This window comes from Burkholderia sp. Z1 (assembly GCF_014893795.1).
Taxonomy (GTDB): Bacteria; Pseudomonadota; Gammaproteobacteria; order Burkholderiales; family Burkholderiaceae; genus Burkholderia; species Burkholderia theae.
Map to the genome: position 1 here is coordinate 56,159 of NZ_JACFYL010000002.1, position 22,189 is coordinate 78,347.

Sequence of the window (22,189 nt, forward strand, 5' to 3'; positions counted from 1 at the left end):
ATGGAACCACGATGAAGCTCTTCTACTACCCGAGCAACGCAAGCATGGCGCCGCACTGCGTGCTCGAAGAAATCGGCAAGCCGTTCGAGCTTGAATACGTCGACCGCGCGTGCGACCGGCACAAGTCGCCGGACTACCTCGCGCTCAATCCGAACGGACTCATTCCGGTGCTGGTCGACGGCGACCTCGTGCTGTACGAAACCGCCGCCATTTGCCTGCATCTCGCCGATACGCATCCGGAGCAACAGCTTGCACCGCCGATCGGCACGCCGGCGCGCGCGCAGTTCTACAAATGGCTGATGTGGCTCACGAACACGCTGCAGGCGACGCTGATCGCGTATTTCTATCCGGAGCGCTGGGTCGATGCGGGCAATGCGGCGGGCGCCGCGCAGGTGAAGGCGCATGCGGAGGCGAAAGTCGGCACGCTGCTGGATCAGCTCGAAGCCCAGCTCGATGCGGGCGGCGGCCCCTGGCTGCTCGGCGCGCACTACACGGTGCTCGATCCGTATGCGCTGATGCTGTGCCGCTGGACCCGCGGCTTTGCGGAGCCGGCGCGGCAACGGCCGATCCTCGGCGGCTATCTGCAGCGGGTTCTCGAGCGCCCGGCGATCCAGCGTGCGCTGCAGACCGAAGGGCTCACGCAGCCCTGGGTGTAACGGGCGATAGACGCCGCATGCCCGTCATTCGACGGGCATGCGTGCCGGGCGATCCGCCAATGCCCCGACCGCTGTCACGTCACAGCGCGACGCCGTACACCTCGCGCGCGGCCGCGCGGATCGCGTCGGCCATCACCGTGACGGCCGGCGAATGCAGCCGGTCGGTGCGCGTGATGATCCCGAAATCGTCCATCCGGCAATCCATCTCCAGCGGCAGCACCGTGACGATCCCGTGTCGCGCGTAGTAGCGTGCGACGTCGTCCGCGAGCACCGCGATCATGTCGCTCTGTTCGAGCAGCTGCGTGATGAACAGCAGCGCTGACGTCTCGACGAGGTTCGCGGGCGGCGCGAGGCTCGCGCGCTGGAACACGAGTTCGAAACGGTGGCGCAGCACGCTGCCGGCCGGCGGCACGACCCACGCGGCGCGCTGCACGTCCGCGAGCGACAGCGGCGCCTGTGCGAGCAGCGGATGGCCGGGCCGCACGACGGCGGCTACCGACTCGCCGGTCAGCGGCTCGTAGCGCAGGCGCAGCTTGTCGTGTTCGGCGGAGAGCCGGCCGAGCACGATGTCGATCTTGTCTTGCGCGAGATGTTCGAGCAGCACGTTGCTGGTGTCGATCTCGACCGACACGTGCAGGCCCGCATGCGTGCCCTTCACGGCCGCGACGGCCGGCGGCACGAGCCGCAGGCCCGGCGACGTGATCGCACCCACCGCCACATGCCCGAGATGGCCGGCCTTCAGCGCGGCCAGTTCCTCGTGCGCCTGGTCGAGACTGCCGAGCGCCGCGCGCGCGTGGCGGATCAGCGCGTCGCCGTACAGCGTCGGTCGCATCCCGCGCGGCAGGCGCTCGAACAGCACCGCGCCGATCGATTCCTCGAGTTCGCGCAGCAGCTTCGACGCGGCCGGCTGCGTCATGTTCAGCGCGGCCGCCGCGCGATGAATGCTGCCTTCGTCGGCGAGCGCGACGACCAGCAGGAGCTGGCGGGTCTTCAGGCGGCCGCGGTTTCCCCACGGGCTGGTATCGGGCATCGTACGGGTTTATATCGATATCGGAATCGATATCGTAATCGCCTAAAACGTCATTAGCGAGTTATCAAAATTCTGCCTAGACTGCGCCGGTATCCCGTCACCACAGGACTGACGATGTCGGCAACAAAACCCAGGCTGCGCTCCGCCCAATGGTTCGGCACGAACGACAAGAACGGCTTCATGTACCGGAGCTGGATGAAGAACCAGGGCATCCCCGATCACGAGTTCGACGGCCGGCCGATCGTCGGCATCTGCAATACGTGGTCCGAACTGACGCCGTGCAACGCGCACTTCCGCAAGCTCGCCGAGCACGTGAAGCGCGGCATCTCCGAGGCGGGCGGGTTCCCGGTCGAGTTCCCGGTGTTCTCGAACGGCGAATCGAACCTGCGGCCGTCGGCGATGCTCACGCGCAACCTCGCGTCGATGGACGTCGAGGAAGCGATCCGCGGCAACCCGATCGACGCGGTCGTGCTGCTCGCCGGCTGCGACAAGACGACGCCCGCGCTGCTGATGGGCGCGGCAAGCTGCGACGTGCCGGCGATCGTCGTGTCGGGCGGCCCGATGCTGAACGGCAAGCTCGAAGGGAAGAACATCGGGTCGGGCACGGCCGTGTGGCAACTGCACGAAGCGCTGAAAGCCGGCGAGATCGACCTGCATCACTTCCTGTCGGCCGAAGCCGGGATGTCGCGCTCGGCCGGCACCTGCAATACGATGGGCACCGCGTCGACGATGGCGTGCATGGCCGAGGCGCTCGGCGTCGCGCTGCCGCACAACGCGGCGATTCCTGCCGTCGATTCGCGTCGTTACGTGCTCGCGCACATGTCGGGCATCCGCATCGTCGAGATGGCGCTCGAAGGGCTCGTGCTGTCGAAGATCCTGACGCGCGCGGCGTTCGAGAACGCGATCCGCGCGAATGCGGCGATCGGCGGCTCGACCAACGCGGTGATCCACCTGAAGGCGATCGCGGGCCGCATCGGCGTGCCGCTCGAACTCGAGGACTGGATGCGCATCGGCCGCGACACGCCGACGATCGTCGACCTGATGCCGTCGGGGCGCTTCCTGATGGAAGAGTTCTATTACGCGGGCGGGCTGCCGGCCGTGCTGCGCCGGCTGGGCGAAGGCGGGCTGCTGCCGAACCCGGACGCGCTGACGGTGAACGGCAAGTCGCTGTGGGACAACGTGCGCGAAGCGCCGAACTTCGACGACGAGGTGATCCGCCCGCTCGACCGGCCGTTGATCGCGGACGGCAGCATCCGCATCCTGCGCGGCAATCTCGCGCCGCGCGGCGCGGTGCTCAAGCCGTCGGCGGCGAGCCCCGAGCTGCTCAAGCATCGCGGCCGCGCGGTCGTGTTCGAGAACCTCGAACACTACAAGGCCACGATCAACGACGAAGCGCTCGATGTCGATGCGAGTTCCGTGCTCGTGCTGAAGAACTGCGGGCCGCGCGGTTATCCGGGGATGGCCGAGGTCGGCAACATGGGGCTGCCGCCGAAGCTGCTGCGCCAGGGCGTGAAGGACATGGTGCGGATTTCCGACGCGCGGATGAGCGGCACCGCGTACGGCACGGTCGTGCTGCACGTCGCGCCGGAAGCCGCTGCCGGCGGGCCGCTCGCGGCCGTGCGCAACGGCGACTGGATCGAACTCGACTGCGAGGCCGGCACGCTGCATCTCGACATTGCGGACGACGAACTGCAGCGCCGCCTGTCGGACGTCGATCCGACCGCGGCGCCGGGCGTGGCCGGCCAGCTCGGCAAGGGCGGCTACGCGCGGCTGTACATCGATCACGTGCTGCAGGCCGACGAGGGGTGCGACCTCGACTTCCTGGTCGGCACGCGCGGCGCGGACGTGCCGAGCCATTCGCATTGAGCGGCGTGCGGCGCGAGATGCGCCGCAAACGCGCGCCGCCGCCGTTTGCGGGCCGCGGCTCGCGCATCGTCGAACCGTGAACGCTTGACGGCCGGACACCCTCCACGCCGACGCAGGACCCGAACCATGACTTCGAGCAGCACGCCGCGCTATCGCGGCATCTTCCCCGTCGTTCCGACGACGTTTGCCGATAACGGCGAGCTCGATCTCGCGAGCCAGAAGCGCGCGGTCGATTTCATGATCGACGCGGGCTCGGACGGGCTGTGCATCCTCGCGAACTTCTCCGAGCAGTTCGCGATCACCGACGACGAACGCGACGTGCTCACGCGCACGATCCTCGAACACGTCGCGGGCCGCGTGCCGGTGATCGTCACGACGTCGCACTACAGCACGCAGGTGTGCGCGGCGCGCAGCCTGCGCGCGCAGCAGCTCGGCGCGGCGATGGTGATGACGATGCCGCCGTATCACGGCGCGACGTTCCGCGTGCCCGAAGCGCAGATCTTCGATTTCTACGCCCGCGTGTCCGACGCGATCGCGATCCCGATCATGATCCAGGACGCACCCGCGAGCGGCACCGCGCTGTCGGCGCCGTTCCTTGCGCGGATGGCGCGCGAGATCGAGCAGGTCGCCTATTTCAAGATCGAGACGCCTGGTGCGGCGAACAAGCTGCGCGAGCTGATCCGGCTCGGCGGCGACGCGATCGAGGGGCCGTGGGACGGCGAGGAGGCGATCACGCTGCTCGCCGATCTCCATGCGGGTGCGACCGGCGCGATGACGGGCGGCGCGTATCCGGACGGCATCCGGCCGATCCTCGAAGCGTGGCGCGAAGGGCGCCACGAAGACGCGTATGCGCGCTACCAGGCGTGGCTGCCGCTGATCAATCACGAGAACCGCCAGTCCGGGATCCTCACCGCGAAGGCGCTGATGCGCGAAGGCGGCGTGATCGCGTGCGAGCGGCCGCGGCATCCGATGCCGGAACTGCATCCGGACACGCGCGCGGAACTGCTCGCGATCGCGCGCCGGCTCGACCCGCTCGTGCTGCGCTGGGCGCACTGAACGGGCGCAACAGGAGGAATGCACGATGAGTGATCCGATTTCGCTGGGTGTCGTCGGGATCGGCAAGATCGCGCGTGACCAGCACCTTCCGGCGATCGCCGCCGAACCCGGCTTCAGGCTGACGGCCTGCGCGAGCCGCCACGCGGAAGTCAGCGGCGTGCACAACTATCAGGATCTGCGGGCGCTGCTGGCCGCCGAGCGCGAGCTCGACGCCGTGTCGCTGTGCGCGCCGCCGCAGGTGCGCTATGCGCAGGCGCGTGCCGCGCTCGAAGCCGGCAAGCACGTAATGCTCGAGAAGCCGCCGGGCGCGACGCTCGGCGAAGTGGCCGCGCTGGAAGCGCTGGCGCACGCACGCGGCCTCACGCTGTTCGCGACCTGGCATTCGCGCTGCGCCAGCGCGGTGGAGCCCGCCCGCGCGTGGCTCGCGACGCGCACGATCCGCGCGGTGCAGGTGCGCTGGAAGGAGGACGTGCGGCGCTGGCATCCGGGGCAGCAGTGGATCTGGGAGCCCGGCGGCCTCGGCGTGTTCGATCCGGGCATCAACGCGCTGTCGATCGTCACGCGGATCCTGCCGCGCGAGCTCGTGCTGCGCGAGGCGACGCTGTTCGTGCCGAGCGACGTGCAGACGCCGATCGCGGCCGAACTCGATTGCGCGGATACCGACGGCGTGCCGGTGCGCGCGGAATTCGACTGGCGGCACGGCCCGGTCGAGCAATGGGAGATCGCGGTCGATACGGCCGACGGCGTGCTCGCGATCAGCCGCGGCGGCGCGCAATTGTCGATTGCGGGCGAGCCGGTCGAGATCGGCCCCGAGCGCGAGTATCCGGCGCTGTATGCGCACTTCCGCGCGCTGATCGCGCGTGGCGAAAGCGACGTCGACGTGCGGCCGCTGCGGCTCGTCGCCGACGCGTTCCTGTTCGGCCGGCGCGTGCAGACCGACGCGTTCGGCCGCTGAACCTGCCGGGCGCGCGTTGCCGCGCCCGCGCACGATGAATCATTACGGCCCAGGCCGATACCAAGGAGACACAGCATGACCCGCACGATTCACACGATCCGCCGACACACGTTGCGCGCGCTGCTGGCCGCGCTCTGCATCGCGCCGCTCGGCATGCAGGGCGCCGCGCGCGCCGACGCGCCGCTGAAGATCGGCTTCCTGGTGAAGATGCCCGAGCAGGCGTGGTTCATCAACGAGCAGAACGCGGCGTCCGCGCTCGGCCAGAAGGAGAATTTCTCGGTCGTGAAGATCGGCACGCCCGACGGCGAGAAGGTGCTGGCCGCGATCGACAACCTCGGCTCGCAGGGCGCGCAGGGCTTCGTGATCTGCGCCCCCGACGTGCGCCTCGGCCCGGCGATCGCCGCGCGCGCGAAGCGCTACAACATGAAGTTCGTGACCGTCGACGACCAGCTCGTCGATTCGACCGGCAAGCCGCTCGCGAGCGTGCCGCACCTCGGGATGTCGGCGACCAAGATCGGCAACCAGGTCGGCCAGGCGATCGCCGACGAGATGAAGCGGCGCGGCTGGAAACCCGAGGAAGTCGGCGCGCTGCGGATCACCAACTACGAGCTGCCGACCGCGAAGCTGCGCACCGACGGCGCGACGCAGGCGCTGCTCGCGAACGGCTTCCGCCAGGAGAACATCTTCGACGCGCCGCAGAAGACGACCGACGACGAAGGCGGCTTCAGCGCGGCCGCACCGGTGCTCGCGCGCCATCCGAACGTGAAGAAATGGGTGGTCTACGCGCTGAACGAGGAAACCGTGCTCGGCGCGGTGCGCGCGACCGAACAGCTGCACATCCCGGCGGCCGACGTGATCGGCGTCGGCATCAACGGCGCGGGCGAAGCGTTCGCCGAGTTCCAGAAGAAGGAACCGACCGGCTTCTACGGGACGATCGCGGTCAGCTCGACGAACCACGGCAAGGACAGCACGCAGAACCTCGTCGACTGGATCCGCAACGGCAAGACGCCGGCGGCCGACACGCAGACGAGCGGCAAGCTGATGACGCGCGCCAACTGGCAGGCGGTGCGCGCCGAGCTCGGCATCTGAGCGGCGCGGGGCGAGAACGCGATGACGACGCAGACGATGACGGCCGTGTCCGGTGGCGACGACGTCACGGCCGAAACCGGTACGCCGCCGCCGGGCGGCCCGCTGCTCGCGCTCGACGGCATCACGGTGACGTTTCCGGGCGTGCGTGCGCTCGACGCCGTGTCGCTGTCGGTGCGCGCGGGCGAAGTGCACGGACTGATGGGCGAGAACGGCGCGGGGAAATCGACGCTGCTGAAGGTGCTGTCCGGCGTGAACCAGCCGCAGGCCGGCACGCTGACGCTGAACGGTACGGTGCAGCGCTTCGCGTCGACGCGCGCGGCGCTCGAGGCCGGCATCGCGATCATCTACCAGGAGCTGCATCTGGTGCCCGAGCTGACGGTCGCCGAGAACCTGATGCTCGGGCAACTGCCGAGCCGGCTCGGCGTGGTCGACGAGCGCACGCTGGCCGCGCGCGCGCTCGATGCGCTGGAACGGCTCGGCGAGCACATCGATCCGGGCATCCCCGTGAAGTACCTGTCGATCGGTCAGCGCCAGATGATCGAGATCGGCAAGGCGCTGATGCGCGACGCGCGCGTGATCGCGTTCGACGAACCGACGAGCTCGTTGTCCGCGCGCGAGACGACGCAGCTGTTCCGGATCATCCGCGCGTTGCGCGCGGAAGGCCGCGCGATTATCTACGTCACGCACCGGATGGAAGAGGTCTATGAACTGTGCGATCGCGTGACCGTGTTTCGCGACGGCCGCCGGATCGATACGTTCGATTCGGTCGCCGAACTCGACCGCGACCGGCTGATCGGCTGCATGGTCGGCCGCTCGATCGAGGACGTGTACGGCTACCGGCCGCGCGCGGCCGGCGACGTGCTGATCGAGGCGAAAGGGCTGGCGGGGCCCGGGCTGGCCGAGCCGGTGTCGTTCGCCGCGCGGCGCGGCGAGATCGTCGGGTTCTTCGGGCTCGTCGGCGCGGGCCGTTCGGAACTGATGAAGCTGCTGTACGGCGCGGTGCGCCCGAGCGCCGGGCACGTCGAACTGGGCGGGCGGCGCGTCGCGTTTGCGAGCCCGCGCGACGCGGTGCGCGCCGGCATCGCGCTGTGCCCGGAAGACCGCAAGCAGGAGGGCATCGTCGCGATCGCGTCGGTGGCCGACAACCTGAACATCAGCGCGCGCCGCCATTTCAGCCCGGCGCGCGTGCTGCTCGACACGCGGCGCGAACGCGAGCTCGCGCAGCGCTACATCGAGCGGCTCGCGATCAAGACCCGCGACGGCGATACGCCGATCGGAGCGCTGTCCGGCGGCAACCAGCAGAAGGTCGTGCTGGCGCGCTGGCTCGCCGAGCGCATCGACGTGTTCCTGATGGACGAGCCGACGCGCGGCATCGACGTCGGTGCGCGCGCGGAAATCTACAACCTGTTCTACGAACTCGCGGAAGCGGGCCGCACGGTGATCCTCGTGTCGAGCGATCTGGCCGAGGTGATCGGCGTGTCGGACCGGATCATCGTGATGAAGGAAGGACGGATCGCGGGCGAGGTGGCGAAGGCGCAGGCCACGCCCGACGCGCTGATCAAGCTCGCGCTGCCGCGTTAGCGGCTTGCTGTTCAACCGGAATGCAAATGATATGAGCCAGGCAATGCAACCCCAACGCACTTCTCCGTCCCCTGATGCCGCCGCCGTACCCGCGCGAGCGCGCGGCGGCGTATGGCAGCTGATCAACCGTTCCGGCATCGTGATGGTGTTTCTCGTGCTGTTCGCGACGCTGTCGCTGACCGTGCCGGACTTCCTCACACCGCGCAACATCCAGGGCCTGCTGCTGTCGGTCACGCTGATCGGTTCGATCGCGGTGACGATGATGTTCGTGCTCGCGCTCGGCGAGGTCGACCTGTCGGTCGCGTCGATCGTCGCGTTCTCGGGCGTCGTCGCGTCGACGCTGATCACCGCGACGCACAGCGTGCTGTTCGGTACCGCGGCCGGCGTGCTCGCGGGCGGCGCGGTCGGGCTCGTGAACGGCGTGCTGATCGCGCGCTACCGGATCAATTCGCTGATCGTCACGCTCGCGATGATGGAGGTCGTGCGCGGGCTTGCGTTCATCACGTCGAACGGCGACGCGGTGATGATCTCCGAGGAGCGTTTCTTCGAACTCGGGGCCGGCTCGTTCCTCGGCATCTCGTATCCGATCTGGAGCAACATCGTCGGCTTCGTCGTGTTCGGCTTCCTGCTGCGCAAGACGGTGTTCGGCAAGAACGTGCTGGCCGTCGGCGGCAACGGCGAGGCCGCGCTGCTCGCGGGGCTGCCGGTGATGCGCATCAAGATCGCCGTGTTCGTGCTGCAGGGGCTCGTGACGGGCTTCGCCGGCGTGATGCTCGCGTCGCGGATGAGCCTAGGCGACCCGAAGACGTCGGTCGGTCTCGAACTCGGCGTGATCTCCGCATGCGTGCTCGGCGGCGTGTCGCTGACGGGCGGCGTCGCGACGATCTCCGGCGTGCTGGTCGGCGTGCTGATCATGGGCGCGGTGCAGGATGCGATGAGCCTGCTGAACGTACCGACCTTTTACCAATATCTGATACGCGGCGGAATTCTGTTGCTCGCGGTGCTGTTCGACCAGTATCGTCGCAACCAGCGGCGCGCGATGAAGATCTGACCGGCAGCGCGGCCGCCCGCGAACGCGACGGTCATTCGCGACAGATATCGGGAGACGGCATGCAACAGAAATTTCCGGCCGCGTCGGCGACGCTGCTGGCCGACAGCCGCAACACGCTCGGCGAAGGCGCGACGTGGTGCGATGCGACGAAAGTGCTGTACTGGGTGGACATCGAAGGCGCGCAGTTGTGGCGATGCCGCGCGGACGGTTCGGACCTGACGCCGTGGGCGATGCCCGAGCGGCTCGCGTGCTTCGCGCTGACGCATGATCCGGACGTGTTGCTCGTCGGGCTCGCGACGCATCTCGCGTTCTTCGACCTGCGCAGCGGCGCGTTCACGCGGATCGTCGACGTCGAGCCCGACCTGCCGACGCGCTTGAACGACGGGCGCTGCGACCCGTCCGGCGCGTTCGTGTTCGGGATGAAGGACGAAGGCGGCGAGCCGCCGCGCGCGGTCGGCGGGTTCTACCGGCTCAATCCCGACCTCACGCTCGAACGGCTCGCGTTGCCGGCGGCGGCGATCGCGAACAGCATCGCGTTTTCGCCGGATGGTTCGAAGATGTACTTCTGCGATTCGCTGGTGCGCGAGATTTTCGTCTGCGATTACCGCACGGATGGCGACGTCGCGAACGTGCGGTCGTTCGCGCGCCTGACCGATGCGGACGGCGACCCGGACGGCTCGACGATCGATCGCGACGGCGGCCTGTGGAACGCGCAGTGGGGCGGCCGGCGGGTCGTGCGCTACGGCGCGGACGGCGTCGAGACGGAGCGCGTCGACGTGCCGACCGCGCAGCCGAGCTGCGCGGCGCTCGACGGCGACGGGCGGCTGTACGTGACGAGTGCGCGCGTCGGGTTGAGCGACGATGCGCTGGCAAGCGACGCGCATGCGGGCGGCGTGTTCGTCGCGCAGACGCGGCATGCGGGGCTGCCGACTGCACGGTTCATCCCGCGGCGCGCAACCTGAGCGCCGCGGCGCGGCAAACGCGGCATCGGCGCACCACCGCGCCGGCCGCCACGCTTCGATCGGCGCGTTCATCACTCATCACTCGGCGCGTCACGCGCGTGGCGCGTCGAGTTCCAGCCCCAGTCCCAGCAATTCCACCGCGTTGTCCTTCAGGATCAGCGGATGCACGTCGGGCCGAAACCCGGCGCCGTTGAAATCCTCCAGCCAGCGATCCGGCCGGATCAGCGGAAAATCCGATGCGAACAGCACCTTGTGCCTGAGCAGCGTGTTCGCATACTTGACCAGCTCCGGCGAGAAGTACTTCGGCGACCATCCCGACAGATCGATGTAGACGTTCGGCTTGTGCAGCGCGATCGACAGCGCCTGCTCCTGCCACGGCCACGACGGGTGCGCGATCACGATCTTCATGTCCGGAAAATCGGCGGCGACATCGTCGAGATGGATCGGTTCGGAGTACTTCAGACGCAGCCCGCCGCCGCCGCGCATACCCGATCCCATCCCCGAATGGCCGCTGTGGAACACGGCCGGCAGCCCGTGTTCGGCGATCACCTCGTAGATCGGATACGCGAGCCGGTCGTTCGGAAAGCACCCCTGCATCGTCGGGTGGAACTTGAAACCCTTCACGCCGTGTTCCTCGATCAGGCGGCGCGCCTCGCGCGCGCCGAAGCGGCCCTTGTGCGGGTCGATGCTCGCGAACGCGATCATGACGTCGGCGTTGTCCTGCGCGAACTGCGCGATCTCCTCGTTCGGAATGCGGCGCCGGCCGATGTTCGTCTCGCAGTCGACGGTGAACATCACGAAGCCGATGCGGCGCTCGCGGTAATACGCGATCGTCTCCGGAATCGTCGGCCGGCGGCCCTGCTTCAGCACCGTGCCGAAGTACTTGTCGGCCGCGTCGTCGAAGGCCTTCGCGAACAGGTCGGGCGGCTGGCAGCACGACACTTCGGCATGCACGTGCGTGTCGATGGCCATCAGGTTGCGGACGTCCAAGCGTGTCTCCTCATGTCGTGAAGGGCAGGCGCCGCGCGGCGCGAAACCGCGCGTTCGTGCCCGTTTAGGGGTTTGTCCCGAGCCGCTTCCATTCTACTTTACATATCAGGTTACCTGATAGTAAATTGGCGTCGAGTCGCGCAGGGCGGCACGGTCATTGGAGAACGAAGATGAGTTACGAAGGTCGCTGGAAGACGGTGAAGGTCGAGGTCGAGGGCGGGATCGCCTGGGTGTCGCTGAACCGCCCGGACAAGCGCAATGCGATGAGCCCGACGCTGAACACGGAGATGATCGACGTGCTGGAAGCGGTCGAGCTCGACGCCGACGCGCAGGTGCTCGTGCTGACCGGCGAGGGCGATGCATGGACGGCCGGGATGGACCTGAAGGAGTATTTCCGCGAAGTGGACGCGGGCCCGGAGATCCTGCAGGAAAAGATCCGCCGCGACGCGAGCCGCTGGCAGTGGCAGCTGCTGCGCATGTATGCAAAGCCGACGATCGCGATGGTCAACGGCTGGTGTTTCGGCGGCGGCTTCTCGCCGCTCGTCGCGTGCGATCTCGCGATCGCGGCCGACGAAGCCGTGTTCGGCCTGTCGGAGATCAACTGGGGCATCCCGCCGGGCAACCTCGTCAGCAAGGCGATGGCGGACACGGTCGGGCATCGCGAGGCGCTGTACTACATCATGACCGGCGATACCTTCACCGGGCAGCAGGCCGCGAAGATGGGGCTCGTCAACAAGAGCGTGCCGCGTGCGCAACTGCGCGACGAAGTGCGCGCGCTCGCCGCGAAACTGCTCGACAAGAATCCGGTCGTGATCCGCAATGCGAAGCACGGCTTCAAGCGCTGCCGCGAACTGACGTGGGAGCAGAACGAGGACTACCTGTACGCGAAGCTCGACCAGGCGAACTATCGCGATCCGGAAGGCGGCCGCGAGCAGGGCCTCAAGCAGTTCCTCGACGACAAGAGCATCAAGCCGGGCCTGCAGGCGTACAAGCGCTGACGCGCGACGCGGCACGCAACCGGACTGAGCGGAGACAGCGAAATGCACGAAGTGAGTTTGTTGATCGACGGCGTGTCGCGCGGCGCGTCGGATGGCGGCACGTTCGACCGGATCGATCCGGCGACGGGACAGGTGGCGTCGCGCGCCGCCGCGGCGACGCTCGCCGATGCGGATGCCGCGGTCGCGGCGGCCGCACGCGCGTTTCCCGCGTGGGCGGCGCTCGCGCCGACCGAGCGCCGCCGGCGGCTGCTCGCGGCGGCCGACCGGATGGACGCCCGCGCCGGCGAATTCATCGAGATCGGTCGTGCCGAAACCGGCGCGATGGCGAACTGGTACGGCTTCAACGTGATGCTCGCGGCGAACATGCTGCGCGAGGCCGCCGCGATGACGACGCAGATCGATGGCGCGGTGATCCCGTCCGATGTGCCGGGCAGCCTCGCGATGGCCGTGCGCCAGCCGTGCGGCGTCGTGCTCGGCATCGCGCCCTGGAACGCACCGGTGATTCTCGCGACCCGCGCGCTCGCGATGCCGCTCGCGTGCGGCAATACGGTCGTGCTGAAGGCGTCCGAAGGCTGCCCGGGCGTGCACCGGCTGATCGGTAGCGTGCTGCATGACGCGGGGCTCGGCGATGGTGTCGTCAACGTGATCACGCATGCGCCGCAGGACGCGCCGGCAATCGTCGAACGGCTGATCGCGAACCCGGCGGTGCGGCGCGTCAACTTCACCGGATCGACGCGCGTCGGCCGGATCGTCGCGACGCTCGCCGCGCAGCACCTGAAGCCGGCGTTGCTCGAACTCGGCGGCAAGGCGCCGGTGCTCGTGCTCGACGACGCGGATCTCGATGCGGCGGTCGACGCGGTCGCGTTCGGCGCGTTCTTCAACCAGGGCCAGATCTGTATGTCGACCGAACGCGTGATCGTCGACCGGCAAGTCGCCGATGCGTTCGTCGAGCGGCTCGTCGCGAAGGCGCGTACGCTGAAGGCGGGCAACCCGGCCGCACCGGGCGTCGTGCTCGGCACGCTGGAAAGCGCGGCGGCCGCGCAGCGCATCGCGGCGCTGGTCGCCGACGCGCGTGCGCACGGCGCGGCGTTGCCGCTCGGCTGCGAAGTCGACGGCGCGGTGATGCAGCCGACGATCGTCGACGGCGTCACGCGCGACATGAAGCTCTACGCGGACGAATCGTTCGGGCCGGTCGTGACCGTGCAGCGCGTCGACGGCGACGAAGCGGCGCTGGCGGCCGCGAACGACAGCGAATACGGGCTGGCTGCCGCGGTGTTCAGCCGCGACATCGCACGCGCGATGCAGGTCGCGAAACGGATCGAGTCGGGCATCTGCCACATCAACGGCCCGACCGTGCACGACGAGGCGCAGATGCCGTTCGGCGGTGTGAAGGCGAGCGGCTACGGCCGGTTCGGCAGCAAGGCGTCGATCGCCGAATTCACCGACCTGCGCTGGATCACCGTGCAGACCGCGCCGCGCCACTACCCGATCTGAGCAGGCCGCCGCGGCGCGGCACCGACAACGACACAATGAAGTTCCCGCCGCGCGCCGCGCGCGCGCCGGCGGAACCGACTGGAGACAGACCTTGGATGCGGATCCGACCCAACTGCGCGGCCTCGCCGCCGCGCAGCCCGCCCTCGCCGGCTACCGCCCCGTCGCGATCGGTGCGGCACCGCCCGACATCGCGCAACGCGACGGCTGCTGGACCTTGCGCGCATCGACCGCGCTCGGCGCGTATCCGCGCCGGCTGACCGACCGGCTCGTCAGCGGTGCGCAGGCGCACCCGGACCGCTGGCTCGTCGCGCGGCGCGGCCCCGACGGCGCATGGATCGGCATCAGCTATGCGCAGATGCTCGAACGCGCACGCGCGATCGGCCAGGCGCTGCTCGATCGCGGGCTGTCGGCCGAGCGCCCGGTCGCGATCCTGTCCGGCAACGATCTCGAACATCTGCAGGTCGCGTTCGGCGCGCTGTGGGCCGGCATTCCGTATGCACCGCTGTCGCCCGCGTATTCGCTCGTGTCGAGCGACTACGGCAAGCTGCGCCATGCGCTGGCGCTGTTGACTCCGGGGCTCGTGTTTGCCGCGGACGGCGATGCGTTTCGTGCCGCGCTCGATGCGACGGTGCCACCCGATGTCGAGCGTGTGGTCGTGTCGGCGGCGGACGGGATGCGCGGCGTCACGCGCTTCGCGTCGCTGCTCGACACCGCGCCGGGCAGCGTCGACGCCGCGCACGATGCGATCACGGGCGATACGATCGCCAAGTTCCTGTTCACGTCCGGTTCGACGCGGCTGCCGAAGGCGGTGCCGACCACGCACCGGATGCTGTGCAGCAACCAGCAGATGCTGCTCGAAACGTTTCCGCAATTCGGCATCGAGCCGCCGGTGCTGGTCGACTGGCTGCCGTGGAACCACACGTTCGGCGGCAGCCACAACGTGGGGATTGCGCTGTACAACGGCGGCACGCTGTACATCGACGACGGCAAGCCGGTCACGGGCAAGTTCGACGAGACGCTGCGCAACCTGCGCGAGATCGCGCCGACGGTGTACTTCAACGTGCCGAAAGGCTGGGAGGAGCTGACCGCCGCGCTCGAAACGGACGCGGCGCTGCGCGCGACCTTCTTCTCGCGCGTGAAGATGTATTTCTTCGCGGGCGCGGGGCTGTCGCAGGCCGCGTGGGACCGGCTCGAACGCGTGACGCTTGCGCACTGCGGCGAGCAGATCCGGATCATGGCGGGCCTCGGGATGACCGAAGCCGCGCCGTCGTGCATGTTCACCACCGGGCCGATGTCGGGCGCCGGCTACATCGGCCTGCCCGCGCCTGGCTGCGACGCGAAGCTGGTGCCGGTGGACGGCAAGCTCGAGGCGCGCTTTCGGGGGCCGAACGTGATGGCCGGCTACTGGCGCGCAAGCGGCGACGACGCGCGCGAGGTGTTCGACGACGAAGGCTACTACCGCAGCGGCGACGCGGTGCGCTTCGTCGACCCGCGGCGTCCGGAGATCGGGCTGATGTTCGACGGCCGGATCGCCGAGGATTTCAAGCTGTCGACGGGGACCTTCGTGAGCGTCGGGCCGATGCGTGCGCGGATCGTGTCGAACGGCGCGCCGTACGTGCAGGACGCGGTCGTGACCGGGATGAACCGCGACGACGTCGGCGCGATGATCTTTCCGCGCGTCGACGATTGCCGCCGCCTCGCGGGCGCGGGGCCGGACGCCGATGTGCGCGCCGTGCTGCAGGCGCCTGCCGTGCGCGCGTTCTTTGCGGACCTGCTGCAGCGGTTGAATCGCGACGCGACCGGCAGCGCGACGGTCATCACGCGGCTGTGCCTGCTCGACACGCCGCCGTCGCTCGATCTCGGCGAAATCACCGACAAGGGTTCGATCAACCAGCGCGCGGTGCTGACGCAGCGCGCGGCCGTGATCGAAGCGATGTATGCGCGCGACGCGGCCGATGCGGGCGTGATCGTCGCCGGCGCGACGCGCGGCGCATAAGGCGCGCACGCTGCGGCGCGTCTACCGCGCCGCACGCACTTTCACAGATCCAGCACCAGCAGCGGCGTGACCGCACGCGAACAGCACGGCAGCATCTGATCGTTGGCCGCGCGTTCGTCGTCGGTCAGGTAGACGTCCCGATGATCGGGCGTGCCGGACAGCACGCGCGTGAGGCAGGTGCCGCACACGCCTTGCTCGCACGATACCGGCACGTCGATTCCGCAGCCACGCAGCGCGTCGACGATCGTCGTGCCGGCCGGCACGTCGACGACGCGGCCCGATTGCGCGAGCGAGACCTGGAACGCGTGGTCGGCTCCGTCTTCGCCCGGGGCAACCGCGGCGTCCGAGCCGGCCGCGCCTAAGCCGGTCGCACCTATGCCGGCCGCACCTAAGCCGGCCGCGCCGAAATACTCCCGATGCACGTTCGCAGGATCCCAGCCGGCTTGCGCGGCCGCCGCGAGCACGGCGCCGATGAACCCGCCTGGGCCGCACACGTACAGGTGCGTGTGCGCATCCGGCTTCGCGAGCACGTGCGGGAAATCGATGCGCCGGCCGTCCGGCGCGTCGTCGAACCAGAGCCGCGTGCGGGCCTTGAGCCCGGGCGTGTCGAGCCGGTCGAGGAACGCGGCGCGCGCCGGTTCGCGCGCGCAGTAATGCAGCTCGAACGACTGGCCGGCCTCGATCAGGTGCGCGGCCATGCTGAGCAGCGGCGTGATCCCGATGCCGCCGGCGAGCAGCACGGTGTGCGCGGCCCGCGGGTCGAGCGCGAAGTGGTTGCGCGGCGCGCTGATGTCGAGCGTCGTGCCGGGCTCGCATGCGTGCATCGCGAGCGAGCCGCCGCGCGACGCGGGCTCGCGCAGCACGCCGAGCCGGTAGACGCCCGTCTCCGACGGGCTGTTGCACAGCGAATACTGGCGGACGAAGCCGCCGACGTGGACGTCGATATGCGCGCCGGCCGTAAACGGCGGCAGCGGTGTGCCGTCTGCCGGCGCGAGTTCGAACGCGCAGATGTCGGTCGCGACGGGAAGCTTGCGGATGAGCGTGACTTTCATGGGAATGGTGGGGTAGGGGCGCCGCACCGCCATGCGGCGGCGATGCGGCACGCGGTCAGCACGGCAGCGCGACGGCGCGCTCCTGGTCGATCAGCCGGTCGAGCACGCGTCGCGACTGCACGCCGCCCGCGTCGATGTTCAGCTTCAGCAGCGGCCGGTCCGGCCAGCGCAGCAGGTTGCGCTGCTGCGCCTCGAGCATGTCGAGATCCTCGGCGAAGATCGCGCCCTGTCCGGTGCGGATCGTCTCCGTCAACGCGCGGTCGTCCACCGCGAAACTGCGCGCCATCCCCCAGAAGTACCAGATCGACGTCTCGGTTTCCGGCGTGATGAAATCGACGACGATGCTCGACACCTTGTCGCGCGGGTCCGCGTGATAACCGCCCTTGCCCGCGTGCGCGACGCCCACCTCGATCATCACGTGACTCGGCGGCGTGAAATGGCAGATCTGCCAGCGATCGCAGCGCACGTCGTCGGCGAGCCCGTTGCCGCGCAGCGCGGCGGCCCAGAACGGCGGCGGCACGATGCCTTCCATGAAGCGGCTGGTCGTGACCGTGTCGCCGTTCACTTTCGTCGCGGGCGGCGCTTCCTCGATCTCCGGCTGCCCGATGCTCGATGCATGCACGTAGGTCTCGTGCGTGAGGTCCATCAGGTTGTCGATCATCAGCCGGTAATCGCAGTCGATGTGATAGAGACCGCCGCCATACGCCCAGCCCGGATCGTCGGCCCAGTGCAGCCGGTGAATCGTCGCGGGGTCGGCCTGGGCCGGGTCGCCCGGCCACACCCACACGAAGCCGTGCCGCTCGACGGCCGGATAGCGTCGGATCGCCGGAATGCCGCCGACGCGCTGGCACGGCATGCTCGTGCACTTGCCGTCCGCGCCCATCGTCAGCCCGTGATAGCCGCACACGAGCCGGCCGTCGCGCACGGTGCCGAGCGACAGCGGCGCGCCGCGGTGCGGGCAGAAATCCTCGAGCGCGGTGACCGCGCCGTCCGCGTCGCGAAAGAACACCATGCGTTCGCCGCAAATCTGCCGCCCCAGCGGCTTGCCGGCGAATTCGTCCGGCGTGCAAGCCACATACCACGTGTTTTTCAGGAACATGCGTCTCCTCCATGGCGTGTGCGCACGCCGTGTGTGTCGTCGGATGAGCGGCGCGTCGTGCGCCGCGCGAAGGTGCCGCGTGCCGGTCAGCCGGCGTCGCGGCGAATCAGGTTGCCGCCCTTGAGCTTCGTCATCGCGCGCTGGCTGTCGAGCACGCGCCGCAGGTTGTCGTGCGCGATCTGCGCGTGTTCGCGCATCAGCGCTTCCGCGCGCGCGCCCTGGCGACGTTCGATCGCGTCGAGCACCGCGCGATGCTGGGCTTGCGCGACGATCAGCGTTTCGTGCGCGCGCGGATCGAGCGACTGCACGACGACGAACGCGCTCGCGGACGCGAACGGCAACGTCGCGACCTTGTCGATCTGCCGCGCGACGACGTCGCTGCCGGCCGCGGCCGCGAGCAGCCGGTGGAAGCGGGCATTCGCGTCGACGTAGCGCGAGAACGTGTCGTCGGTCAGCGGGCCGGCGAGCAGGACGTCGATCTCGTCGGCGCACGCGCGCAGGTCGCGCAGCATCGACGGCGGCACGCCACGTTCGGCCGCGAACCGCGCGGCGAGCCCTTCGAGCGTGCCGCGCAGTTCGATCGCATCGCCGATCTCGCGCGCCGAAAACGCGCGTACCGCAAACCCGCCGGTCGCGATCGGCTCGATCAGCCCTTCTTCCTGGAGCCGGATTAGCGCCGCCCGAACCGGCGTGCGCGACACGCCGAGCCGCTCGACGACCCACAGTTCGGAAATGCGTGCGCCGGGCGCGAGTTCTCCGCCGACGATGAGCTCGCGCAGGCCGAGCAGCGTGCGGACCGTTTGCGACGGGGAAGCGGCGCGGGTGTCGGAAGTCGAAGCGTCGAGGTCGGTCATGGCGGATATCGGGGGCTGTGCCGCGTTGCCGGTGCCGGCGTGCGGGGTTATCAGGTTACTTGATAAAATTGTATACATCGCCGCCGCGCGTTCAAGCTGAATCGTGCAAATCAACGGGTAAACCACGATCGAAATCGCCGAGTCGGGTTCGTGCTGTATACAGCGTGCCAGTCACCGCGATTCGGGCGATGCGAGCCTGTCCGCCATGCGGGCCGCGTGAGGTAAGATGGCCCGCGACATTCCTCCCGACACGTTCATGAGTTCGACACCCGTCAAACCGGCCGGCGCGAAACGCGCTGCCCGTGCTACCGAGGCCAGGCCGCCCGTGCGTGCCCAGCAGCGGCTGACCTACCTGATCGGCAATCTCGATCGGCTGCTGCGCCGCCAGATGAGCGATGCGCTCGCACCGCTCGGCGTGACGCTCGCGCAATACACGGCGCTGTCGGTGCTCGAAGCGCGCGGCGCGTTGTCCAATGCGCAGCTCGCGGTGCGCTCGTTCATCACGCCGCAATCCGCGAACGAGGTGATGGTCGCGATGGCGGCACGCGGCTTCGTCACGCGCGAGGCCGATCCGAATCATGGCCGCGTGATCCTGCTGCGCCTGACCGACGAAGGCTCGGCGATCCTGCGCGAATGCGAACGGGTGCTGCGCCCGCTCGAGCGCCGGATGCTCGGCGACGACCTCACCGCCGCCGACGCCGTGCAGGTCCAGCGCACGCTCGAACTGTTCGTGCGCAACCTGCGCGACTGAGGCGCGTTTTCGCGACATTCGACGTTGTGCACGGCCTTGCCCGGCCGGCTTCCGCGCACATTGCGGGTTAACACCGGCGCACCGCGCACTTGAAATATCAGGTTACCTGTTATTAAATCGTCCCGTCCCTCGATGGGATGACGGTCCGCACGATCGGCTGGTCGCGCGGATTTTATTTCGGACAATGAATCAGGCTACCTGATAAATTCTGGCGCATGGTCCGATCACGACAAAGACACCGCGCATGCGTTCCGGCATGACGCGCAGTACAAGGTTTGGAGACGACATGGACACTTCCGTTGCCGAGAGGCCGGCCGTCGCGACGACGCTCGGCCTGTGTTTCGCGATCGCGCTGCTAGAGGGGCTCGACCTGCAGTCGGTCGGCGTCGCCGCGCCGCGCATGGCGCACGAGTTCGGGCTCACGGTTTCGCAGATGGGGCTCGCGTTCAGCGCGGGCACGTTCGGCCTGTTGCCGGGCGCGATGCTCGGCGGCTGGCTCGCCGACCGGATCGGCCGCAAGCACGTGCTGATCGCGTCGGTGTGCCTGTTCGGGCTGCTGTCGATCGCGACCGCGCAGGTGTCGAGCTTTGCGATGCTGGTCGTCGTGCGCGCGCTGACCGGGCTCGGCCTCGGCGGTGCGATGCCGAACCTGATCGCGCTGTCTTCCGAAGCGGCCGACGCGCGCTCGCGCAGCAGCGCGGTCGCCGTGATGTATTGCGGTATTCCGTTCGGCGGCGTGATCGCGTCGCTGATCGGTGTGCTGCTGGCCGGCGACACCGAGTGGCGGCACATCTTCTACGTCGGCGGCATCGGGCCGCTGCTGCTCGCCCCGCTGCTGCTCGCGCTGCTGCCGGAATCGCGCGCGTTCCTCGACGTCAGCGCATCGGGCGCCGCGCGCCCAAGCGTCGGGCACACGCTGTTCGGCGGCGCGCGCACGGGCACCACGCTCGCGCTCTGGCTCAGCTATTTCTGCACGCTGATCGTGCTGTATTTCCTGCTGAACTGGCTGCCGTCGCTGATGGCGGCGAAGGGGCTCGCGCGCAGCCAGGCCGGGATCGTGCAGATCTTCTTCAACATCGGCAGCGGCCTCGGCGTGCTCGGCATCGGCATGTCGATGGACCGGATGCGGCCGTCGCGGGTCGTCGGCGGCATGTACGCGGGGATCGTGCTGTCGCTCGCCGCGCTCGCGATCGCGCCCGGGATCGTCTGGCTGTCCGCCGCGGCGTTCGCGGCCGGGATGTTCGTCGTCGGCGGCCAGTCGGTGCTGTATGCGCTGGCCGCGATGTACTACCCGACCGCGATGCGCGGCACCGGCGTCGGCTCCGCGGTGGCGGTGGGCCGGCTCGGCTCGGTGGTCGGGCCGCTCGCGGCCGCCGAGCTGCTCGCGATGGGCCGCAGCGCGTCGGTCGTGATCGGCGCGAGCATCCCCGTCACGCTGGTCGCCGCCATCGCGGCGCTGGTGCTGATCCGCAGGCCGCAGGCACACGACTGAGTTTCTTTACTTTCAACCACGAGCGCCGGCAGAGCGCGATATCGACGCAGGTCTGGAGACACTAACCATGAAGCACACCAAAGCCTTGCTGGCGGCCGGCGCATGCGCGCTGGCCGCGACCAGCGCGCACGCGCAATCGAGCGTGACGCTGTACGGGATCATCGACACGGGCGTCGAGTTCGTGTCGCACGCGAACGCTGCGGGCGACCACGTGGTGCGCATGCCGGCCGTGACGGGCGAGCTGCCGTCGCGCTGGGGGCTGCGCGGCGCGGAGGATCTCGGCGGCGGTTATCAGGCGGTATTCACGCTCGAAAGCGGCTTCAACGTGCGCGGCGGCGATCTGGGGCAGGGCGGGCGGCTGTTCGGGCGGCAGGCGTTCGTCGGGCTGAAGGGCGGCTTCGGCACGCTCGCGTTCGGCCGCCAGTACACGATGACCTACCTCGCGTTGCAGGGCGCGGACATCATCGGCCCCGACATCTACGGGCTCGGCTCGTTCGACGCGTACGTGCCGAACGGCCGCGCCGACAACGCGGTGACCTACCTCGGCACCTATCGCGGCGTGACGCTCGGCGCCGCCTATTCGTTCGGCCGCGACAGCGCGGGCACCGGCAACTCGCCGGGGCAGGGCACGTGCGCGGGGCAGGTGCCGGGCCACGCGGTCGAGTGCCGCGACTGGTCGGCGATGCTCAAGTACGACAGCGCGTATTTCGGCGCGGCGGCGTCCTACGAGGAGCAGCGCGGCGGCACCGGCGCGGCCGCGAACTTCTTCGACGGCGTCGCGCCGGTCGCGTTCACGAGCAGCGCGGGCAAGGACGCACGGATTCACGTGAGCGCGTATGCACAGGCGGCGGGCGCGCGGATCGGCGCGGGCTGGATCGGGCGGCGCGTGTCGACCGGTTCGCCGGCCGAGCCGGGCGCGCATTCCGACCTGTTCTTCGTCGGGGCGTCGTATGCGGTCAAGCCCGATTTCGTCGTCGATGGCGAAGGCTACCGGATCGTCAACAGCGCACACGACACGCGCGCGACGATGGCGACGCTGCGCGCGACCTATCTGCTGACGAAGCGCACGTCGGTCTACGCGCAAAGCTCGTATCTGTGGAACAGCGCGCACGCACGCTACGCGGTCAGCGGCGGCGGCCCCGGCACGACGCCGGGCGAAGGGATGGGGCAGCTCGGCGCGATGGTCGGCGTCAAGCACATGTTCTGAACCGGCAGCC

19 protein-coding genes are annotated in these 22,189 nt (G+C 69.1%); 14 read left to right on the forward strand and 5 right to left on the reverse strand.

Annotation, left to right across the window (positions count from 1 at the left end; all coding sequences use genetic code 11):
- Positions 1-11 precede the first annotated feature (11 nt).
- The gene (locus H3H55_RS17365) at positions 12-656 is read left to right on the forward strand and encodes a glutathione S-transferase family protein (RefSeq protein ID WP_193099539.1); all 645 of its coding nucleotides are present in this window, start codon (positions 12-14) and stop codon (positions 654-656) included.
- Between the two features lie 79 nt (positions 657-735).
- Here H3H55_RS17365 and H3H55_RS17370 read toward each other — a convergent pair whose 3' ends face one another.
- The gene (locus H3H55_RS17370) at positions 736-1,686 is read right to left on the reverse strand and encodes a LysR substrate-binding domain-containing protein (protein ID WP_048246179.1); all 951 of its coding nucleotides are present in this window, start codon (positions 1,684-1,686) and stop codon (positions 736-738) included.
- A gap of 114 nt (positions 1,687-1,800) precedes the next feature.
- Here H3H55_RS17370 and H3H55_RS17375 point away from each other — a divergent pair, with 114 nt between their 5' ends.
- From H3H55_RS17375 to H3H55_RS17405, 7 genes are all read left to right on the forward strand, one after another.
- Positions 1,801-3,552, forward strand: a complete 1,752-nt coding sequence (locus H3H55_RS17375; RefSeq protein WP_193099540.1) for an IlvD/Edd family dehydratase — start codon at positions 1,801-1,803, stop codon at positions 3,550-3,552.
- 126 nt (positions 3,553-3,678) lie between these two features.
- A complete protein-coding gene (locus H3H55_RS17380) occupies positions 3,679-4,608 on the forward strand; it encodes a dihydrodipicolinate synthase family protein (RefSeq protein ID WP_193099541.1) in 930 nt (309 codons plus the stop codon).
- A 25-nt stretch (positions 4,609-4,633) separates the two neighbouring features.
- Complete coding sequence (locus H3H55_RS17385; protein WP_193099542.1) at positions 4,634-5,563, forward strand: Gfo/Idh/MocA family protein; 930 nt, start codon at positions 4,634-4,636, stop codon at positions 5,561-5,563.
- Positions 5,564-5,638: 75 nt separating this feature from the next.
- Positions 5,639-6,652 (forward strand): arabinose ABC transporter substrate-binding protein, encoded by a 1,014-nt coding sequence (locus H3H55_RS17390; RefSeq protein WP_129516077.1) that lies wholly within the window; start codon positions 5,639-5,641, stop codon positions 6,650-6,652.
- 21 nt (positions 6,653-6,673) lie between these two features.
- Positions 6,674-8,233 (forward strand): L-arabinose ABC transporter ATP-binding protein AraG, encoded by a 1,560-nt coding sequence (araG, locus tag H3H55_RS17395; protein WP_193099543.1) that lies wholly within the window; start codon positions 6,674-6,676, stop codon positions 8,231-8,233.
- A 31-nt stretch (positions 8,234-8,264) separates the two neighbouring features.
- Positions 8,265-9,284, forward strand: a complete 1,020-nt coding sequence (araH, locus tag H3H55_RS17400) for an L-arabinose ABC transporter permease AraH (protein WP_048246172.1) — start codon at positions 8,265-8,267, stop codon at positions 9,282-9,284.
- A 59-nt stretch (positions 9,285-9,343) separates the two neighbouring features.
- On the forward strand, positions 9,344-10,246 hold the full coding sequence (locus H3H55_RS17405; RefSeq protein WP_193099544.1) for an SMP-30/gluconolactonase/LRE family protein: 903 nt from the start codon (positions 9,344-9,346) through the stop codon (positions 10,244-10,246).
- A 90-nt stretch (positions 10,247-10,336) separates the two neighbouring features.
- Here H3H55_RS17405 and H3H55_RS17410 read toward each other — a convergent pair whose 3' ends face one another.
- Entirely contained in the window at positions 10,337-11,218 is an 882-nt protein-coding gene (locus H3H55_RS17410) for an amidohydrolase family protein (protein ID WP_413463985.1), read from the reverse strand.
- 188 nt (positions 11,219-11,406) lie between these two features.
- Here H3H55_RS17410 and H3H55_RS17415 point away from each other — a divergent pair, with 188 nt between their 5' ends.
- From H3H55_RS17415 to H3H55_RS17425, 3 genes are all read left to right on the forward strand, one after another.
- Positions 11,407-12,234, forward strand: coding sequence for a p-hydroxycinnamoyl CoA hydratase/lyase (locus tag H3H55_RS17415; RefSeq protein ID WP_048246169.1), 828 nt, complete (start codon positions 11,407-11,409; stop codon positions 12,232-12,234).
- A gap of 42 nt (positions 12,235-12,276) precedes the next feature.
- Entirely contained in the window at positions 12,277-13,728 is a 1,452-nt protein-coding gene (locus tag H3H55_RS17420; protein ID WP_193099545.1) for an aldehyde dehydrogenase, read from the forward strand.
- Between the two features lie 91 nt (positions 13,729-13,819).
- Positions 13,820-15,724 carry a feruloyl-CoA synthase gene (locus H3H55_RS17425; protein ID WP_193099546.1) on the forward strand — a complete coding sequence of 635 codons (1,905 nt, stop codon included), beginning with the start codon at positions 13,820-13,822 and terminating at the stop codon, positions 15,722-15,724.
- 41 nt (positions 15,725-15,765) lie between these two features.
- Here the strand turns inward: H3H55_RS17425 and H3H55_RS17430 are convergent, their stop codons facing one another.
- The 3 genes from H3H55_RS17430 to H3H55_RS17440 form a co-directional block, all read right to left on the reverse strand.
- Positions 15,766-16,776: a PDR/VanB family oxidoreductase gene (locus H3H55_RS17430; RefSeq protein WP_193099547.1), complete on the reverse strand. Its 1,011-nt coding sequence runs from the start codon at positions 16,774-16,776 to the stop codon at positions 15,766-15,768.
- A gap of 55 nt (positions 16,777-16,831) precedes the next feature.
- Complete coding sequence (locus H3H55_RS17435; RefSeq protein ID WP_193099548.1) at positions 16,832-17,875, reverse strand: aromatic ring-hydroxylating oxygenase subunit alpha; 1,044 nt, start codon at positions 17,873-17,875, stop codon at positions 16,832-16,834.
- Positions 17,876-17,961: 86 nt separating this feature from the next.
- Positions 17,962-18,729 carry a GntR family transcriptional regulator gene (locus tag H3H55_RS17440; RefSeq protein WP_129517341.1) on the reverse strand — a complete coding sequence of 256 codons (768 nt, stop codon included), beginning with the start codon at positions 18,727-18,729 and terminating at the stop codon, positions 17,962-17,964.
- Positions 18,730-18,985: 256 nt separating this feature from the next.
- Here H3H55_RS17440 and H3H55_RS17445 point away from each other — a divergent pair, with 256 nt between their 5' ends.
- The 3 genes from H3H55_RS17445 (at position 18,986) to H3H55_RS17455 (ending at position 22,179) form a co-directional block, all read left to right on the forward strand.
- On the forward strand, positions 18,986-19,480 hold the full coding sequence (locus H3H55_RS17445; protein WP_048246163.1) for a MarR family winged helix-turn-helix transcriptional regulator: 495 nt from the start codon (positions 18,986-18,988) through the stop codon (positions 19,478-19,480).
- 286 nt (positions 19,481-19,766) lie between these two features.
- A complete protein-coding gene (mhpT, locus tag H3H55_RS17450) occupies positions 19,767-20,972 on the forward strand; it encodes a 3-(3-hydroxy-phenyl)propionate transporter MhpT (RefSeq protein ID WP_193099549.1) in 1,206 nt (401 codons plus the stop codon).
- Between the two features lie 67 nt (positions 20,973-21,039).
- Positions 21,040-22,179, forward strand: coding sequence for a porin (locus H3H55_RS17455; RefSeq protein ID WP_193099550.1), 1,140 nt, complete (start codon positions 21,040-21,042; stop codon positions 22,177-22,179).
- Positions 22,180-22,189: the final 10 nt, after the last annotated feature.

Excerpts from the sequence above, each read along its gene's own strand:
- H3H55_RS17435 (WP_193099548.1), bottom strand. The coding sequence starts at position 17,875 with ATGTTCCTGAAAAACACGTGGTATGTGGCTTGCACGCCGGACGAATTC.
- H3H55_RS17375 (WP_193099540.1), top strand. The coding sequence starts at position 1,801 with ATGTCGGCAACAAAACCCAGGCTGCGCTCCGCCCAATGGTTCGGCACG.
- H3H55_RS17430 (WP_193099547.1), bottom strand. The coding sequence starts at position 16,776 with ATGAAAGTCACGCTCATCCGCAAGCTTCCCGTCGCGACCGACATCTGC.
- H3H55_RS17415 (WP_048246169.1), top strand. The coding sequence starts at position 11,407 with ATGAGTTACGAAGGTCGCTGGAAGACGGTGAAGGTCGAGGTCGAGGGC.
- H3H55_RS17380 (WP_193099541.1), top strand. The coding sequence starts at position 3,679 with ATGACTTCGAGCAGCACGCCGCGCTATCGCGGCATCTTCCCCGTCGTT.
- H3H55_RS17385 (WP_193099542.1), top strand. The coding sequence starts at position 4,634 with ATGAGTGATCCGATTTCGCTGGGTGTCGTCGGGATCGGCAAGATCGCG.
- H3H55_RS17370 (WP_048246179.1), bottom strand. The coding sequence starts at position 1,686 with ATGCCCGATACCAGCCCGTGGGGAAACCGCGGCCGCCTGAAGACCCGC.
- H3H55_RS17440 (WP_129517341.1), bottom strand. The coding sequence starts at position 18,729 with ATGACCGACCTCGACGCTTCGACTTCCGACACCCGCGCCGCTTCCCCG.
- H3H55_RS17405 (WP_193099544.1), top strand. The coding sequence starts at position 9,344 with ATGCAACAGAAATTTCCGGCCGCGTCGGCGACGCTGCTGGCCGACAGC.
- H3H55_RS17445 (WP_048246163.1), top strand. The coding sequence starts at position 18,986 with ATGAGTTCGACACCCGTCAAACCGGCCGGCGCGAAACGCGCTGCCCGT.
- H3H55_RS17420 (WP_193099545.1), top strand. The coding sequence starts at position 12,277 with ATGCACGAAGTGAGTTTGTTGATCGACGGCGTGTCGCGCGGCGCGTCG.
- H3H55_RS17410 (WP_413463985.1), bottom strand. The coding sequence starts at position 11,218 with ATGGCCATCGACACGCACGTGCATGCCGAAGTGTCGTGCTGCCAGCCG.
- araH (WP_048246172.1), top strand. The coding sequence starts at position 8,265 with ATGAGCCAGGCAATGCAACCCCAACGCACTTCTCCGTCCCCTGATGCC.
- H3H55_RS17390 (WP_129516077.1), top strand. The coding sequence starts at position 5,639 with ATGACCCGCACGATTCACACGATCCGCCGACACACGTTGCGCGCGCTG.
- mhpT (WP_193099549.1), top strand. The coding sequence starts at position 19,767 with ATGGACACTTCCGTTGCCGAGAGGCCGGCCGTCGCGACGACGCTCGGC.
- H3H55_RS17455 (WP_193099550.1), top strand. The coding sequence starts at position 21,040 with ATGAAGCACACCAAAGCCTTGCTGGCGGCCGGCGCATGCGCGCTGGCC.
- H3H55_RS17365 (WP_193099539.1), top strand. The coding sequence starts at position 12 with ATGAAGCTCTTCTACTACCCGAGCAACGCAAGCATGGCGCCGCACTGC.
- araG (WP_193099543.1), top strand. The coding sequence starts at position 6,674 with ATGACGACGCAGACGATGACGGCCGTGTCCGGTGGCGACGACGTCACG.